At 57.3% G+C, this 15,127-nt stretch carries 17 protein-coding genes; 11 read left to right on the top strand and 6 right to left on the bottom strand.

Annotated elements, in window-relative coordinates:
• Positions 1-146 precede the first annotated feature (146 nt).
• The 9 genes from CU102_RS11755 to CU102_RS11715 all read left to right on the top strand — a co-directional run bounded on the left by CU102_RS11755 (position 147) and on the right by CU102_RS11715 (position 8,694).
• Positions 147-1,055 carry a LysR family transcriptional regulator gene (locus CU102_RS11755; RefSeq protein ID WP_106711274.1) on the top strand — a complete coding sequence of 303 codons (909 nt, stop codon included), beginning with the start codon at positions 147-149 and terminating at the stop codon, positions 1,053-1,055.
• Between the two features lie 126 nt (positions 1,056-1,181).
• Positions 1,182-2,342 (top strand): ABC transporter substrate-binding protein, encoded by a 1,161-nt coding sequence (locus CU102_RS11750; protein WP_106711273.1) that lies wholly within the window; start codon positions 1,182-1,184, stop codon positions 2,340-2,342.
• Between the two features lie 230 nt (positions 2,343-2,572).
• Complete coding sequence (locus CU102_RS11745) at positions 2,573-3,574, top strand: ABC transporter ATP-binding protein (protein WP_106711272.1); 1,002 nt, start codon at positions 2,573-2,575, stop codon at positions 3,572-3,574.
• Entirely contained in the window at positions 3,571-4,524 is a 954-nt protein-coding gene (locus tag CU102_RS11740; protein WP_106711271.1) for an ABC transporter permease, read from the top strand. Before CU102_RS11745 ends, CU102_RS11740 begins: the two co-directional genes overlap by 4 nt.
• Positions 4,514-5,329, top strand: a complete 816-nt coding sequence (locus tag CU102_RS11735; protein WP_106711270.1) for an ABC transporter permease — start codon at positions 4,514-4,516, stop codon at positions 5,327-5,329. The genes CU102_RS11740 and CU102_RS11735 overlap by 11 nt, the downstream gene beginning before the upstream one ends.
• Positions 5,330-5,355: 26 nt before the next feature.
• Positions 5,356-6,783, top strand: coding sequence for a gamma-aminobutyraldehyde dehydrogenase (locus tag CU102_RS11730; protein ID WP_106711327.1), 1,428 nt, complete (start codon positions 5,356-5,358; stop codon positions 6,781-6,783).
• Between the two features lie 62 nt (positions 6,784-6,845).
• Complete coding sequence (locus tag CU102_RS11725; RefSeq protein WP_106711269.1) at positions 6,846-7,451, top strand: sulfite oxidase-like oxidoreductase; 606 nt, start codon at positions 6,846-6,848, stop codon at positions 7,449-7,451.
• Between the two features lie 2 nt (positions 7,452-7,453).
• The gene (locus CU102_RS11720) at positions 7,454-8,203 is read left to right on the top strand and encodes a ferredoxin reductase (RefSeq protein WP_106711268.1); all 750 of its coding nucleotides are present in this window, start codon (positions 7,454-7,456) and stop codon (positions 8,201-8,203) included.
• A 125-nt stretch (positions 8,204-8,328) separates the two neighbouring features.
• Positions 8,329-8,694, top strand: a complete 366-nt coding sequence (locus CU102_RS11715) for a VOC family protein (protein ID WP_106711267.1) — start codon at positions 8,329-8,331, stop codon at positions 8,692-8,694.
• Positions 8,695-9,100: 406 nt separating this feature from the next.
• Here the strand turns inward: CU102_RS11715 and CU102_RS11705 are convergent, their stop codons facing one another.
• Positions 9,101-9,403: a hypothetical protein gene (locus CU102_RS11705; RefSeq protein WP_133624489.1), complete on the bottom strand. Its 303-nt coding sequence runs from the start codon at positions 9,401-9,403 to the stop codon at positions 9,101-9,103.
• Positions 9,393-9,581 carry a hypothetical protein gene (locus CU102_RS11700; protein WP_106711264.1) on the bottom strand — a complete coding sequence of 63 codons (189 nt, stop codon included), beginning with the start codon at positions 9,579-9,581 and terminating at the stop codon, positions 9,393-9,395. The genes CU102_RS11705 and CU102_RS11700 overlap by 11 nt, the downstream gene beginning before the upstream one ends.
• A 300-nt stretch (positions 9,582-9,881) precedes the next feature.
• Between CU102_RS11700 and CU102_RS11695 the strand changes: the two genes are divergently transcribed.
• Positions 9,882-10,313, top strand: a complete 432-nt coding sequence (locus tag CU102_RS11695; RefSeq protein WP_106711263.1) for a DUF3592 domain-containing protein — start codon at positions 9,882-9,884, stop codon at positions 10,311-10,313.
• 449 nt (positions 10,314-10,762) lie between these two features.
• On the opposite strand, the gene CU102_RS11685 is transcribed toward CU102_RS11695, so the two are convergent.
• Positions 10,763-11,287, bottom strand: a complete 525-nt coding sequence (locus CU102_RS11685; RefSeq protein ID WP_106711262.1) for a hypothetical protein — start codon at positions 11,285-11,287, stop codon at positions 10,763-10,765.
• A 280-nt stretch (positions 11,288-11,567) separates the two neighbouring features.
• Here CU102_RS11685 and CU102_RS11680 point away from each other — a divergent pair, with 280 nt between their 5' ends.
• The gene (locus CU102_RS11680) at positions 11,568-12,092 is read left to right on the top strand and encodes a tetratricopeptide repeat protein (protein ID WP_106711261.1); all 525 of its coding nucleotides are present in this window, start codon (positions 11,568-11,570) and stop codon (positions 12,090-12,092) included.
• A 105-nt stretch (positions 12,093-12,197) separates the two neighbouring features.
• On the opposite strand, the gene CU102_RS11675 is transcribed toward CU102_RS11680, so the two are convergent.
• The 3 genes from CU102_RS11675 to CU102_RS11665 form a co-directional block, all read right to left on the bottom strand.
• The gene (locus CU102_RS11675; protein WP_106711260.1) at positions 12,198-12,776 is read right to left on the bottom strand and encodes a hypothetical protein; all 579 of its coding nucleotides are present in this window, start codon (positions 12,774-12,776) and stop codon (positions 12,198-12,200) included.
• An 84-nt stretch (positions 12,777-12,860) separates the two neighbouring features.
• Complete coding sequence (locus tag CU102_RS11670; RefSeq protein WP_106711259.1) at positions 12,861-14,165, bottom strand: ATP-binding protein; 1,305 nt, start codon at positions 14,163-14,165, stop codon at positions 12,861-12,863.
• A 16-nt stretch (positions 14,166-14,181) separates the two neighbouring features.
• Complete coding sequence (locus CU102_RS11665) at positions 14,182-15,126, bottom strand: type II secretion system F family protein (protein WP_106711258.1); 945 nt, start codon at positions 15,124-15,126, stop codon at positions 14,182-14,184.
• Position 15,127 lies beyond the last annotated feature (1 nt).

Below are 15,127 nucleotides of genomic sequence, written 5' to 3'. Positions count from 1 at the left end.
CGCGAACGGTCTGCCTCCCTGCCGGTCTCCCTCCTCTGAACTATTTATAATATAATAATATCAATAACAATGCGCAAAGCGGAATTGGCATCACGAATAAGCCGATCACTTGCCAATTTACGCTGTCGCAGCTTTAACTCGGGACCATGGCATTCACGCTCCGTCAATTGCAATATTTCGTCGCTGTCGCAGAGCAGGGCTCGATCACTCGTGCGGCCCAAGACCTGTCCATCTCGCAATCCTCGATTACCGAAGCGGTGAAGGAGCTGGAAAGTGACCTCGGCGTCGAATTGTTCGAGCGTCACCCACGCGGCCTGGACATCACCTATAACGGCCATCAGTTTCTGCGGCATGCGACAAAGATTCTGGCGGACGTCTCCGATGCACGCCGGTCTTTTTCCGCAGAAGCACCGAAGCAGGCCGGCAAGCTGCACCTGGGCGTCACCTCACTCGTTGCGGGCTATGTCCTCTCCGATCTCCTCGCCCGCTTTCGCCGCGCCAGCCCGGGCGTCGAGGTCAGCGCGATCGAGGACAATGGATCCTACCTCGAACACCTTCTGGTTGGCGGAGAACTGGATGTGGCGGTCATGGTCATTTCCAACCTGCGCGACCGCATGGCCCTGCAGGCGGAAATCATCGAGACGTCACCCTACAGGCTATGGTTGCCATTGGGTCACCCGCTGGTCAGCGCGGACATCATTTCGATCAATGATATTGCCAGTGAACCTCTGATCATGTTGACCGTCGATGAAATCGAGGAAAATACCGGCAAGTTGTTGACGGCATTGGGCGCGCGACCGCATGTCGCCTTCCGCACCCGCTCGGTCGAAGCGGTCCGAAGCCTGGTCGCAACCGGCGCGGGCATCGCGCTGTTGCCGGATCTTGTCTACCGTCCATGGTCACTCGAAGGCGATCGCATCGAGAGTCGAGACGTCTCCGGTGCGTTGCCTGTCGTGCAGGTCGGCATGGTCTGGCGCAAAGGCTCCAGCCTGCCCCAGGCAGCGCGCGATTTTGTCGGTATCGCAGAGGCTCTGCGTAGCGGTCGCGGACGGTAAAGATAGGACGATATCGGAAATTCCGATATCGTCCTTCTCATAAATGAATTTGCGAATGCGGATAAATGTGGGCACTCTATTGTCCGGGAACACAGGCCGAAAATGCGGCCCAACGGGAGAATTGAGATGAAGCAGATTCTAAAATCCTGCACTGCGCTGACACTTTCCCTCGCCTTCACGACACAGGTCCTCGCACAGGAAGCGCTGAAGGAACTCGGCAAGGGAGAAGGCGAACTTTCGATCGTTGCCTGGCCCGGCTATATCGAGCGCGGCGAAACCGACAAGAATTATGATTGGGTGACGGGTTTCGAGAAAGAGACCGGCTGCAAGGTCAGTGTGAAGACCGCCGCGACGTCGGACGAAATGGTCGCGCTGATGAATGAAGGCGACTTCGATCTGGTCACCGCATCGGGCGACGCTTCGCTGCGCCTCGTCGCCGGCAAGCGCGTACAGCCAATCAACACCGACCTCATTCCAAGCTGGAAAACCATTGACGAGCACTTGCAAAATGCGCCATGGCACACGGTGAAGGGCGTCCACTATGGTACGCCCTATGTCTGGGGTCCCAACGTATTGATGTATAACACCGAGGCTTTCAAGGACAAGGCGCCGACAAGCTGGAACGTGGTATTCGAAGAAATGAACCTGCCGGATGGCAAGTCGAACAAAGGCCGTATTCAGGCCTATGACGGCCCGATCCATATTGCCGATGCGGCCAATTATTTGATGGCCCATAAGCCGGAACTCGGCATCAAGAGCCCCTACGAGCTCAACGAGGACCAGTACAAGGCAGCGCTGGATGTCCTGCGCGTGCAACGGACACTAGCCGGGCGCTACTGGCACGATGCGATGATCCAGATCGACGACTTCAAGAATGAGGGCGTGGTCGCGTCCGGTTCGTGGCCGTTCCAGGTCAACCTGCTCAAAGCTGAGAAAAAGCCGATCGCGTCGGTTGTGCCTGAAGAGGGTGCGACAGGATGGTCAGATACAACGATGTTGCATGTCGACAGCGCGCATCCGAACTGCGCCTATCTGTGGATGGAACATACGCTCTCGCCCAAAGTGCAGGGCGATGTCTCTGCCTGGTTCGGTGCCAACCCATCGGTTGGAGCGGCCTGCAAGGGCAACGAGCTCCTGACAGACGAAGGTTGCGCCACCAACGGCTATAACGACTTCGATAAGATCAAGTTCTGGAGAACACCGGTGTCGAAGTGTGAAAGCCAGAGCGAGTGCGTGCCCTATCATCGCTGGGTCTCCGACTATATCGGCGTGATCGGCGGGCGCTGATCGGTAGCTGTGGTCGTCGCCGACAATCTCTCCCCTTGTGGGAGAGAAAGCGGTTTCGGCATCTTAGCGAGCGAAGCGACGCACAAGTGCCAGAAATCGCAAGAGAGGGGATAATCTGTAAGGGCCAAATCCCCTCTCTTGGATTTTCTAAGGGTTAGCTGCGCTGACACCAAGAAAATCCGTTCTCCCCACAAGGGGGGAGATAACTCGCACCCCATCAGGAGCAAACCATGACCGCCGCTGTTCTGTTCGAAAATGTATCGCGTCATTTTGGCGCCGTGCGCGCCGTCGATGCGGTCAACCTCGCCATCGCCGAAGGCGAATTCTTTGCGATGTTGGGTCCGTCCGGTTCTGGAAAGACAACCTGTTTGCGCTTGATGGCGGGCTTCGAACAGCCAACCAGCGGTCATATCGAGATCTTTGGAGAAACGGCCGAAGGCGTGCCGCCGTACCGGCGCAGTGTCAACACGGTGTTTCAGGACTATGCCCTGTTCCCCCACTTGAGCATCCTCGACAATGTCGCCTATGGCCTCATGGTCAAGGGTGTCGGCAAGGAAGAACGCCGCAGGGCAGCCGAAGAGGCGCTCGCCATGGTCAAGCTTCCGGGCTATGGCATTCGCCGCCCGGGCCAGCTTTCGGGTGGTCAGCGCCAGCGAGTGGCACTTGCCCGTGCGCTGGTCAACAAGCCAAAGGTTTTGCTTCTGGATGAACCTCTTGGCGCGCTTGACCTCAAACTTCGCGAACAGATGCAGGAGGAACTCAAATCCCTGCAGAAAACCCTTGGCATAACCTTCGTCTTTGTCACCCATGACCAAGGCGAAGCACTGTCGATGGCGGACCGCATCGCCGTTTTCAATGACGGCAGGATCCAGCAGCTCGGCACGCCGGAGGAGGTTTATAAGCAGCCGAAGACCCGCTTTGTTGCCGATTTCGTCGGTTCGTCGAATGTCCTGCCGCCGGAATTTGTCAAACAGCTGGGTGCGGCAAACCAATATGCAAGTCTGCGTCCGGAGGCGATCACGCTGGGTGGCAGCGGTGACGACAGGTTGGCGCTCGACGGCACTGTTTTGTCGCGCAGTTTCCTCGGTGCTGCCAATCGCGTGCTTGTCAGCGTCAACGGCACCAAGATCAATGTCATGAGCCCGGCCACGACGGCCATTCCCGCCGAGGGTCAGCCGGTAACATTGCGCTTCGATCGTGCCGACCTTCATCTGATGGACGCAGCTTCATGAGCGTTATCGCCCATCAGCAACCGGCGTTTCCGGACCGCGTCAGCTTGACCAGCCGCGTCTCGGACTTTCTATGGAAGCACCCTTACGTGCTGCTGACCATTCTGTTGGCGCCGCCGCTTCTCTGGCTCGGCATCATCTATCTTGGCTCGCTGATCGCGCTGCTGCTACAGAGCTTCTTCTCGATCGATGATTATTCCGGTTTGATCAACTACGAATTCACGCTTGCGACGTACCGGCAGCTCTTCAACGAAGCCAATTTCGACATCATCGTCCGTACGGTCTTGATGGCCGCGACCGTCACGCTGGTTTCTGCGATCATCGCTTTTCCTATCGCCTATTATGCGGCGCGCTACGCCAGGGGAAAGTGGAAGGTGTTCTTCTATCTCGGCGTGATGCTGCCGCTCTGGTCGAGCTATCTCGTCAAGATCTATGCCTGGAAACTCATCCTCGCCAAGGAAGGGATCCTGACCTGGATTCTGACAAAGCTGAACCTGTTATGGCTCCTGGACGCCTGGCTCTCGCTTCCGGTCATCGGCGGTAACTCGCTTTCGGTCAGCTATACCGGCACGTTCATCGTCTTCGTCTATGTCTGGATGCCATTCATGATCCTGCCGATCCAGGCGGCGCTCGAGCGTGTTCCTGCCAATCTGATCGAAGCCTCGTCCGATCTTGGCGGGACGCCGCAGCAGACGTTTCGGCATGTTCTGTTTCCGCTGGCTTTGCCCGGTATCGTTGCCGGATCGATCTTCACCTTCTCGCTGACCCTTGGCGACTACATCATTCCGCAAATCATCGGTTCGTCGCGCCTGTTCATTGGACAGGCCGTTTATGCCCAGCAAGGGACGGCAGGTAACATTCCGCTTGCCGCCGCATTCACCGTCGTTCCCATTGTGATCATGGGCTTCTACCTGTGGATGGCGAAGCGAATGGGAGCCTTCGATGCGCTCTGATCGTGCAAATTCCGCGCCCCTCGGCCTGAAAATCGCTGCAGCCGGCGGTCTGCTCTTCCTGCACATACCGCTGCTCTTGATCTTCCTGTACGCTTTCACCACCGAAGACAAGAGCTACCAGTTCCCGCCGCCCGGCCTGACCCTGCAATGGTTTGCTGTGACATGGGACCGGCCTGACGTCTGGCAAGCTCTCTGGCTTTCAGTACGCGTTGCCACGATCTCGACAATCATCGCGCTGATCCTCGGAACATTGTGTGCCGCCGCAGTCAGCCAGACACGCTTCTTTGGCCGCGAGACGATCTCCCTTCTGGTGATCCTGCCGATCGCCCTCCCCGGGATCATCACCGGCATCGCCCTGCGTTCAGCATTCAGCCTCGCGGATATTCCATTCTCGTTCTGGACGATCGTCCTTGGTCACGCCACGTTCTGCATTGTCGTCGTGTACAACAATGCCGTTGCGCGCTTCCGCCGCGTCTCCGGATCGTTGATGGAAGCCTCGATGGATCTCGGCGCAAATGGTTTCCAGACCTTCCGCTATATCATCCTGCCGAACATCGGAACCGCCCTGCTTGCCGGCGGCATGCTGGCTTTTGCCCTATCGTTCGATGAGGTCATCGTGACCACGTTCACCGGCGGCCAGCAGTCGACCTTGCCGATCTGGATGCTGCAGGAACTGATCCGTCCGCGCCAGAGACCCGTGACCAATGTCGTCGCCATGGTCGTGGTGATCGTGACCTTCCTGCCGATCCTCGCGGCTTATTACCTCACCCGCGACGGCGACCAGATCGCCGGCTCCGGGAAATAAACAATATGAATATGGGAGAACATGTCATGGATAAGAAACTGCTGATCGGGTCAAAGTTCGAAGCCGGAACGGAAGCTGAGGAACATATCCTCAACCCGAAGACCGGCGCCAGGATCATCGACCTTGCCGAAGCCTCCCACAGCCAGATCGACGCGGCCGTGGACGCCGCAGAAAAGGCGTTCGGCAGTTGGTCGCGTACCACCCCTGCCGAACGTTCGGGATATCTGTTAAAAATCGCCGACGCCATCGAGAAGCATGCGGATGATTTCGCCGCGCTTGAAGCACTCAATTGCGGCAAACCGATCAATGCCGTGCGCAATGATGAATTGCCCGCGATCATCGATTGCTGGCGCTTCTTTGCCGGGGCGGTGCGAACCCTCACCTCGCCGGTTGGCGGGGAATACCTGCCGGGCCATACATCGATGATCCGCCGTGATGCCATCGGTATTATCGGGTCGATCGCACCCTGGAACTACCCGCTGATGATGATGGCCTGGAAGCTGGCACCCGCCATCGCCGGCGGCAACACGGTGGTGTTCAAGCCATCTGAGCAGACGCCACTGACCGCATTGAAAATGGCGCGGCTGCTGGCCGATGTTCTTCCCGAAGGTGTCGTCAACGTCATCCTCGGGCGCGGCGACACAGTGGGCAATGCCCTGATCAACCATCCGAAGATCGGGATGGTCTCGATTACCGGCGATATCGCCACCGGCAAGAAGGTGCTGCAAGCAGCAGCGAAAACAGTGAAACGCACCCATCTCGAGCTTGGCGGCAAGGCTCCAGTGCTCGTCTATAACGACGCCGATCTCGAGGCAGTGGTCAACGGTATCCGCACGTTCGGTTACTACAATGCCGGCCAGGACTGCACCGCGGCCTGCCGCATCTACGCGCAGGACGGCATCTACGAAAAGCTGGTGGCGGACCTCACCTCGGCCGTCGCCACCATCCGCTATAATGAGGAAGACGATACCGTCAATGAAATCGGGCCACTGATTTCCGGGCGCCAGCGTGACAGGGTCGCAAGCTTCGTCGAACGGGCGACCGAACAAAAGCACATCGAGATCACCACCGGCGGCAGCGCCGGGAGCAAAAACGGTTTCTTCTTCCAGCCGACCGTCGTGGCCGGTGCAACGCAGGAAGACGAGATCGTGCGCCGCGAGGTCTTTGGCCCCGTCGTCTCGGTGACACGCTTCAAGGACGACGACCAGGCGGTTGCCTGGGCCAATGACAGCGACTACGGCCTCGCCTCCTCCGTGTGGACGCAGGATATTTCCAAGGCGATGAAGGCTGCATCGCACCTGCAGTATGGCTGCACCTGGATCAACACCCACTTCATGCTGACCAATGAGATGCCGCATGGGGGCGTCAAGCAATCGGGTTACGGCAAGGACATGTCGGTCTATGCGCTTGAGGATTATACCGCCGTGCGCCACATCATGATCAACCACGGGTAACGTTCGATCGCACTTGGCGGGGACAACTGCCTGTGGTCTTATAGGCCAAGGAGTGCGCAACCATGACGACACGCGGCTTTACCGGCCGGCGGCAGCCGCCGGAAATCAATGATCGTATCCCGCCCGGCCAGTCCCTGACCGAGGATTTTCCAGTGCTGTCCGCAGGTCCCACGCCGCGCGTACGCACCGAGGACTGGTCATTCACGTTGAAGGTCGGTCCAAAGCCGGTCATCAAATGGAACTGGGCCGAATTCAATGCGCTGCCGCAAACGAAATTCACCCGCGATATCCATTGCGTCACGGCCTGGTCGAAACTCGATACGCCCTGGCAGGGCGTGTTGATAGACGATGTCCTGGCGGAGGCAGGCATCGAGCCGCCGACAGATTTCACCCTCGCCCATTCTTTCGATGGTTATACGACCAATGTGCCGGTGGCTGACCTCGTCGGCGGCAAGTCGATGATCGCGACGCATTATGCCGGCAAGCCGCTGACGCCGGATCATGGCGGCCCGGCGCGACTGCTCGTCCCGCACCTCTACTTTTGGAAATCTGCCAAGTGGATTAACGGGCTGCAGTTCACGACGCGCGATGAACCAGGCTTCTGGGAACTGCGCGGTTATCACATTTATGGCGATCCGTGGCGCGAGCAGCGCTACACCGGCGACTGAGCATGCGGGACCAGATCGTCGCCACGCAGGCGAAATGGCAGAAAGCGACCATTACCGGGATCGTCAGGCAGACACCGCGTGTCATCAGCTTCTTCTTCAGGCCTGCTCAGCCCTTCTCCTACTTGCCGGGCCAGCACGTCGACGTTCGTTTGAGCGCGCCCGACGGCTATCAGGCACAGCGCAGCTATTCGATTGCATCGGCTCCGGAGTCCGGCGACATCATTGAGCTCGCTATCGAGCGCCTGGACGACGGCGAAGTCTCCACTTTCTTCCACGATGTCGCGACAATCGGCGATGAGATCGAACTGCGAGGTCCCATTGGCGGGCATTTTATCTGGACGATTAAGGACGGAGGACCGATCCTGCTGATCGGCGGCGGCTCGGGCGTGGTGCCGCTGGTTTCAATGATCCGCCACCGAGCCGCACATAACGCTTCGACCCCAATCCTGCTGCTTTATTCGGCCCGGACGTGGGACGAACTGATTTTCCGCGATGAACTTCTTGCCCTCAAACAAAGGGGCGATGGGTTTGCTCTTAACCTGACCCTCACCCGCGAACATGGGGCGCGCAACGCCGATTATAACCGGCGTGTCGATGCCGCAATGATCGCAGAATTGCTGCCCCGCATGCCTACACGCCCCAAAGAGGTCTTCGTCTGCGGGTCGAACGCGTTTGTTACTGCCGCTGCGGATGCGCTGATAGCGGCAGGTATTCCTGCTCCTGCCATCCGCGTCGAGCGCTACGGCGTCTAGGCCGTAGACTGATAAGCGCGTAGCCACTTCGGCTGGCATCCAGACGGCCCGCTTCTGCACTCAGCTCCACCGACAGGAAACCTTTGCGAAAGTTGACCGTTGTAGCTGAGAGAGGAGAAAGTTGAATGGCATCCGTCCGATACATCGTTGCGGACGTCAACGAGGCGGTCGCGTTTTATCGAGACAATCTCGATTTCAAGATCGACAAGCACAATCCGGGCAAGTTCGCCGCACTGCTGCGCGACGACTTGACGCTGTATCTTAGTGCCCCGGGTGCGGGCAGCGGTGGTCAGGCGGGCGGCGATCCGAAGCCGGGCGGGTGGAACCGATTTATGATCGTTACGAACGAGGTCGATGTCCTCATTGAGCGGTTGCGCCGGGCTGATGCAAGATTCCGCGGCGAAATCAGCGACGGCGGTGCCGGCCGAGCCATCTTGCTTGAAGACCCATCGGGCAACGTCATCGAGCTATTCGAGTTCAAGAAGGATTGAGCCTGACGGCCGGCTCCTGGTTTGATACGTCTGCTCATGGTCATGTCACGTTCCGCCACCGACGGCAGATTTCTGCCGTCTTTGACCAGAAGCGGACGGGCCGGAATCCACCCTATCTCAGTCATCCGGTTTATGGGTTCACGGCCGCTGTCGGTATGGATGATGAAAACAACATCAGGTATTCGACTTACCTTGTCTAATAGAAGTACATACAAATAAGCCTAATCAGGAGATTGTGATCTTGGGAAGCCCCTATCCCGGCAGCCCTGACCGGCAGGGCGAAATCGGGTCAGGAAACGCGCAAACCACCACTAACAATGAACGCGACGACGGCCAGGATGATGGCCGTCACGAATATCCACATGATCCGTGAGAGTGCGGGCGGCGCTCTTAAATCAAACGACGATCAGAAGTCTCTGTCTGGCACGTAGAGGCAGATGGAATGGTCTATCGATGGCGCACCTGTGGTCGTACACCGATGAAAGAACTGATCCTTTGACCGCTTGATGCGGGCGTCGCGGTATGGGATCAGCTCCCCGGTTGCAATAACGCGGTAACCATTCGGTGTCTCCTTGATTGCCCCATCCTTCTCCTGCCAGCAGTCAATCGTGCTGCAACACTCCACCCCGTAACGCCAACCCAGCGGCGCATCGTGCGCTGTTGCAGAGGTGACAAACAATAGTGAGGCGATGACCACCTTATGGAACACGCAAGCCTCCATTGATGATGAAAGCGACAAAGCCCAGAATCATGGCGGATACAAAGAGCCACATGATCTTGGAGAGTATACCGCTGACCTTCTCGATTTTCTTGTCCAGATCGTCAAAGCGCTTGTCCACGTTCTTCCACTTCTCGTCTACCCGCGCGGGAAAGAGAGAAAAACCCATTGAACAATGCTTGAAGCAATGCTCAGCTTGGTGACGCATGCCCGAGTGAGATCGAATCTGGGCATGCTCATGAAACAGGGGGACTTCTGTGAGAATTGCGAGTGTTATCGGAATTGGGCTGTTTTCGATAGCGGTCGTCGGGTGCACCACGGCACACGAGCGTGCTTTTCAAGCGGAACGGGAAGGAATGCGAAACAATCCAGCACTTTTTGAGAAAGCAATTAGTTAGAGAGGTGGCGACAACTTGGGTGCTCTCCGCAAAGACACCTAGGAGCCAAGTCAGTCGAGGAGGCGAGCAACTTGTTGGACCTGGTGACCGCCTACAGCGCAATCTACGCTTGGCTTGCAGAGGATCTTCGCTTGGTTCGTCTGCTTTTTCTGGTGGTCGGCATCGGACTTGCTTCGAACACCATTTGGCGACTGTGGCGTGACGCTGTGCTTCGCCGCCTCGGAAAATCGACTGAGGGACGGATTGTCAGAGTGTCGACGGGCGATAGCTACGACACCGCAATTATCCGCTACACTGATGGAGAGGGGCGCACGCACCAATTCGATTCGGAACTGCCCCATGCGGTGGAGCCCATTGGGGCAATTGTCGAAGTCCGGTATGACCCTCGGAACCCACACCGCGCCCATGTCGCGGGTAGACCGCTTGGCCGCATTTTGCTCTACGCGTCAACCCTGATCGTCGCGGCGGGATTCGTCTTTCTCTCAATGGTGCTGAGCCATTGATGCAGCGGGAAACGTAAAGCCTCAAATCGCTACTCGATACCTCCAGCATCCTTGTAGATCAATCACGGTCGCGAGATATCCAGCATAGGCGGAGGGAAAAGCCAAGCTGCGATATTTCGTCTACACTCGCGTTTCGACCGAGGATCAGGGCAAGTCCGGACTCGGCTGGAGGCCCAGGAGCGGGACATCGGGATCTTCCTCGAGAAGTTCAGCGGCGTGCCCTATTAGCCACTTGTGGCAGTGAAGACCCGGCCTTGAGATGGACGGCGATCCGCGATCTCGTACGCTAGGCCCGCGTCAACTCACAGTTGAGAACGACCAGCAAATCGCGACCTCCGTCAGGCGACGAGTGGAAAGCGGCGAGGAACAGAGCGCATCCGTGAACAAGTGGAGGCGCTGAATGGGCCAGCCGCGCGGGCATTCCGGTATTGAGGGTGGTCGAATTCCGCCTATTCTTCACCCGACCCATATGTACGTTTGATGATCCTTAGATGGCAGCAAATGCAAGCCGACAGCATGAGGACAAAAAGAAACGTCCCGAGCGGCGAATAGGATAGCGGCAGGAAAGACCAGTCGCCGCGCAGCAATTGCGGCAACGAAAGGCTGGAAAGGTCGGCCTGCGCGACTGCCGCCCGTCCCATAGTTAGACCGGTCGCGATCAGCGCGACATGCGCATGGATGAATCCTGACCGCGGGTAGCGTTGCGGCTGCAATGCGAGATGAATCCCGAAAAGCGATGCAAGCATCAAAAGTACCGTAGCGCTCCAAATTCCGACGCCGGGTACCGCAAAAAGCAGGTATATGGGCTCGCGCATAATCGGAAGTATTGCCATATGAAGCCACCAGGCGGACGCGCTTGAGGGATTGTATTCCAACAGCAGCATGCTGATGAGGAAGACCGCCGCTGTCGCGTAAGCCAGGGACGGCCCCAGTCGCATCAGCGTAAATATAGCGGTCCGCGTATGACTTTCCATCCTTTGGCCTTACGGTCAGACAACCCCGATAGGGACAGTATTGGTGACGTTGATTAATTTCGACTCTACGAATCACAGGAATAATCCGCTAAGCACGTCTTTCGAATCGTGCGTATGTACACTCTGCCACATTTTGCATGATAACAAGCGTCGCATCTGTTACTATTTTGCGACTATTTGCCTAAATTATTGACTTATTAGCTTCTTTTCAAGAAGATTTCCCGTGAACGCATCCGAATGCTTGGTTAGGATGCCCGAAAATCGGGGGATTAAATTGCAAATGTTGCAGGTCGGAGCTCGGATTAGGTGCATTGCATTTTTGCTTGCGAGTGGAGCGATCCTGGTCGGGTGCCAGTCATCCGGCTTGGATAATCTGGCTGCTTATGGCGATAGTGCGAAGACCCTCGAGGATGATTCAGCCGTCGCCTTTTACAAGGACGACGAACTGATCACCACCGGCAAGCTGCAGTTTCAAGAAAAGAACTACGGAAAATCATACGCCATTTACAAGCGCGCGGTTAACGTCTTCCCGGAAGATCCGGCCGCATGGCTCGGCTTTGCAGCCTCTGCCGACATGGTCGGCCGCTTCGATACCTCCGACCGCGCCTACCGACAACTCTCAAGGATGATCGGCAACACCCCGGTCTACTACAACAACATCGGATACTCGCACCTCTTGCGCGGCGACCTGCCCAAGGCCAGGGGGTACTTTGTGAAGGCCTACGAGCTCGATCCCGCAAACGAGGTGACGGCCCGGAACCTCGAATTGATGAAGAACAGCGTGAATTTCGCACAACGGACGTAGGCTTTCGGCGATTCGAGCGCTCGTCCGACGGACAGCTTGGCGTGCTTGCCGCGACGATCAGCGTCGCCGGGCGCTTTGTGTTGGAAATTTCGGTGAAGTCGCGGTTTACTGCACCTTCCGAAGAATAAGCTTCCCTTCCGGTGAGACCGTTCGTTCGTAGCGCGGCAGGTCGTCGACCGCGACGCCCTTGGCATCGATGGACGCTAAACTTTCATCCGGAGGCTGCTTTCCTGCTTGCGGGGCGGCGGGCGATGGTGCGAAATATTGTGTCGGTTCCTTGCCAGGCGCACTCAGCACCAAAGCTCCGCCAGCGCGCGAAGCAAACGAACTAGAGCGCATCCGTTCATTTATCGTGAAAATCGTCTTCTGCAGGCTTTCCGTCTGCTGTCGGATGACTGCCACTTCATCAGCCTTTGCATTTCCGGCAAAATTGCGCCCCTGCTTGTCTATCTGCGCTTTCAGGCCATCGATCGACCTCTTGAGCGCGACAATCGTCTCGCGGCTCTCGCGCACATCCGCTGCGTTTTTGGCAGCATAGATCAGAATGCCTGCGTTGACCGGCAGAAGCATCACGACCATTGCGATGAACGGGGCATTTCTTGAGTGCCTCTGCTCTCCAGTCGGTCGCATACTGCGCTGTTTGGCGCCGTCCGCTTCGGCGTAGAGAATCGGGATACTGGTCATTCGCTTTACTCCACCGCACGTCATCACATTATTGTTTCACGTATTCCTTAATAACGCACCATAATCACTTCGAAGCCGGTTAATTTATTCCAGAGTGAACACCCCTTCCCAGGCCCGTTCTAGCATGTCCAGCGACGCGACCTTAGGCATTCCATTGAATTCGCAGTAAGACCCGACGAAGTCGATAAGATACTTTGGATGATAGCAGGACGCCAGCATGTTGCCATGGTACTTGCGATCGTAGAAGAGGTTCAAATCAAAATCATTGACATCTATCGCGGTATCTCTGGCATACGACTTGAAAATTTGGATGTATTCGTCGCGCGACGGATTATTCACAAAGATCTTGTACTTCAGGCGTCTCAGACCCGCCTCGTCGGAAAGATCCTTCGGGGCGATATTCGTCGAGAAGACGACCAGCTCGTCGAATGGAACCTTGAACTTCTTGCCAGTGTGCAGCGTCAGGAAGTCATATCCGCGCTCGAGCGGCACGATCCAGCGGTTGATAAGCGATTGCGGCGCCACCTGCTGGCGCCCGAAGTCGTCGATGATGAAAACGCCGCCGGATGCCTTCAGATGCACCGGCGCTTCATAGACATTTGGCCCTTCGTTGAAGATGAGATCGAGCAGATCGAGGGTTAATTCCCCACCGGTCTTGACCACCGGACGACGGCATTCGATCCATCGCTGATCGGCCTTCGGATAGGGCTTTGCTTCAGGCCCGGCTACGGGTTGATGCACAGCTTCGTCAAAGAAACTGATGACATGGCCGCCGACCTCGATGGCATAGGGCACCCAGATCGTTTGGCGAAACAGTTGCGACGTCCGCTCGGCGATGCTCGTCTTTCCGTTTCCGGGCGGTCCGTATAGCAGGATGGAGCGACCGGAGTTCATGGCCGGACCGAGCTTTTCGACCAACGAATCTGAAATTACCAGCCCTTCAAGGCTCTCGATCAGCCGCTCTGGGGTCACGCGCTCGCCATGGATGGACTGCAAACCCACTTGTCGGCAGAAAGAGTCCAGCGATACCGGCGCCGACCCCACATACTGGGATTGACGTGACGCCGCGTGGGCATATTCGAAGCCATTCGTCGAAAGCGCATAGCGAATGTCGGATCTCACATCCTCGCCAGCCAGGCCCCGCGCCTCCAGGAATGCGAGTTTCACGAGTTCCTTGATCAGGATATGGGCCAGTACTTTCGGCAATTTCATGCGGTCAGCCAAGTGAGATGCCGTGACTGTATCCTGCTGGGCCGCACATTTTGCCGCCAGCCGAAGCAGGAACGACAATTCCAGGCCAGTCTCCTCTACGCTTGCCGGTGCCATCGGCATCCGTGGATCGAGGGGTATTACGACATCTTGACGATTCTGTTCGGGCGAATACGGCATACGGACCTCGCTTGGCTCAACCGCCAGGTTTCAGGCCGCCGAGAATACTGGCGACACGGATGACAATGGGCACGAGCACGATGATAAGGCTCACTGGAAACAGGAAGGCTCCGAGCGGCAACAGCATTTTGATCGGCAGGGCGTTGGCCTTTTCCTCGGCCCGCACGATGCGAAGATCGCGCATTTCGTTGCTGTAGACCCGCAGCGTCTGCGTAACGCTCGTTCCGAGTTCCTCCGATTGGCGGAACAGTACCGAAAGCGCCCGCGCCTCATCTATACGCAATCGTGTCGCAAGATTGGCCAATGCATCGCGCAGGCGGCGCCCGCCGCGCACTTCCAGCATCATGATCGAGAGATGCAGGCCGAAGTCTTGCTGCTTGTCGACGAATTCCCGGGCAACGCGGTCGGCCGCCGCCTCGATGCTCATCCCCGCATCGAGGCAGACGATCAGCATGTCCATGAAGTCGGGAAAGAGCCGGCGATATTCCCGCTCCTTGGCGCCGCCGCGCCGGTCGATATAGATGTTGACCAGAATAAAGGTCACGCCGGCGGCAAACATGGCGAAGATCAAGGTAGCTATCCGCGACATCTCGGGCACGAAGCGATTGAATGCCCAGACCGCCGCGACAAACACGCCGATACAGATCAGCGCGCGAACCACCTGGAAGATGGTCACTGCGCTGGCATCGAAATATCCCGCGCGGATCAGCCGGTTCTGGGTGGAGTTCGCATTCGTATCACGCCGGGTAATCTCGAAATAGCGACGGATCAGGCGGTTTTCCGCCTCGCCGAGATCGGCAATCGTCGTATCGCCAAGGTGGAATTCCTCGCCTGCCGCCGCCGTGGCTTCCGACAATCGCACCCCGACCTCGCGCCGCCGAAAAACGAATTCCGATGCCGCTGCAGCAAATATCAGCACTGAAAAGAAGACGATGAAGTAAATTCCATATTCACTCGACATG

The sequence above is a fragment of the Phyllobacterium brassicacearum genome (assembly GCF_003010955.1).
Taxonomy (GTDB): Bacteria; Pseudomonadota; Alphaproteobacteria; order Rhizobiales; family Rhizobiaceae; genus Phyllobacterium; species Phyllobacterium brassicacearum.
Note: the sequence above shows the minus strand (reverse complement) of the source record. Positions and strands in the feature narration are given on the sequence as shown.

Coding starts and splice junctions, on each gene's coding strand:
- CU102_RS11755 (WP_106711274.1), top strand. CDS start 147: ATGGCATTCACGCTCCGTCAATTGCAATATTTCGTCGCTGTCGCAGAG.
- CU102_RS11750 (WP_106711273.1), top strand. CDS start 1,182: ATGAAGCAGATTCTAAAATCCTGCACTGCGCTGACACTTTCCCTCGCC.
- CU102_RS11745 (WP_106711272.1), top strand. CDS start 2,573: ATGACCGCCGCTGTTCTGTTCGAAAATGTATCGCGTCATTTTGGCGCC.
- CU102_RS11740 (WP_106711271.1), top strand. CDS start 3,571: ATGAGCGTTATCGCCCATCAGCAACCGGCGTTTCCGGACCGCGTCAGC.
- CU102_RS11735 (WP_106711270.1), top strand. CDS start 4,514: ATGCGCTCTGATCGTGCAAATTCCGCGCCCCTCGGCCTGAAAATCGCT.
- CU102_RS11730 (WP_106711327.1), top strand. CDS start 5,356: ATGGATAAGAAACTGCTGATCGGGTCAAAGTTCGAAGCCGGAACGGAA.
- CU102_RS11725 (WP_106711269.1), top strand. CDS start 6,846: ATGACGACACGCGGCTTTACCGGCCGGCGGCAGCCGCCGGAAATCAAT.
- CU102_RS11720 (WP_106711268.1), top strand. CDS start 7,454: ATGCGGGACCAGATCGTCGCCACGCAGGCGAAATGGCAGAAAGCGACC.
- CU102_RS11715 (WP_106711267.1), top strand. CDS start 8,329: ATGGCATCCGTCCGATACATCGTTGCGGACGTCAACGAGGCGGTCGCG.
- CU102_RS11700 (WP_106711264.1), bottom strand. CDS start 9,581: ATGGGTTTTTCTCTCTTTCCCGCGCGGGTAGACGAGAAGTGGAAGAAC.
- CU102_RS11685 (WP_106711262.1), bottom strand. CDS start 11,287: ATGGAAAGTCATACGCGGACCGCTATATTTACGCTGATGCGACTGGGG.
- CU102_RS11680 (WP_106711261.1), top strand. CDS start 11,568: ATGTTGCAGGTCGGAGCTCGGATTAGGTGCATTGCATTTTTGCTTGCG.
- CU102_RS11675 (WP_106711260.1), bottom strand. CDS start 12,776: ATGACCAGTATCCCGATTCTCTACGCCGAAGCGGACGGCGCCAAACAG.
- CU102_RS11670 (WP_106711259.1), bottom strand. CDS start 14,165: ATGCCGTATTCGCCCGAACAGAATCGTCAAGATGTCGTAATACCCCTC.
- CU102_RS11665 (WP_106711258.1), bottom strand. CDS start 15,126: ATGTCGAGTGAATATGGAATTTACTTCATCGTCTTCTTTTCAGTGCTG.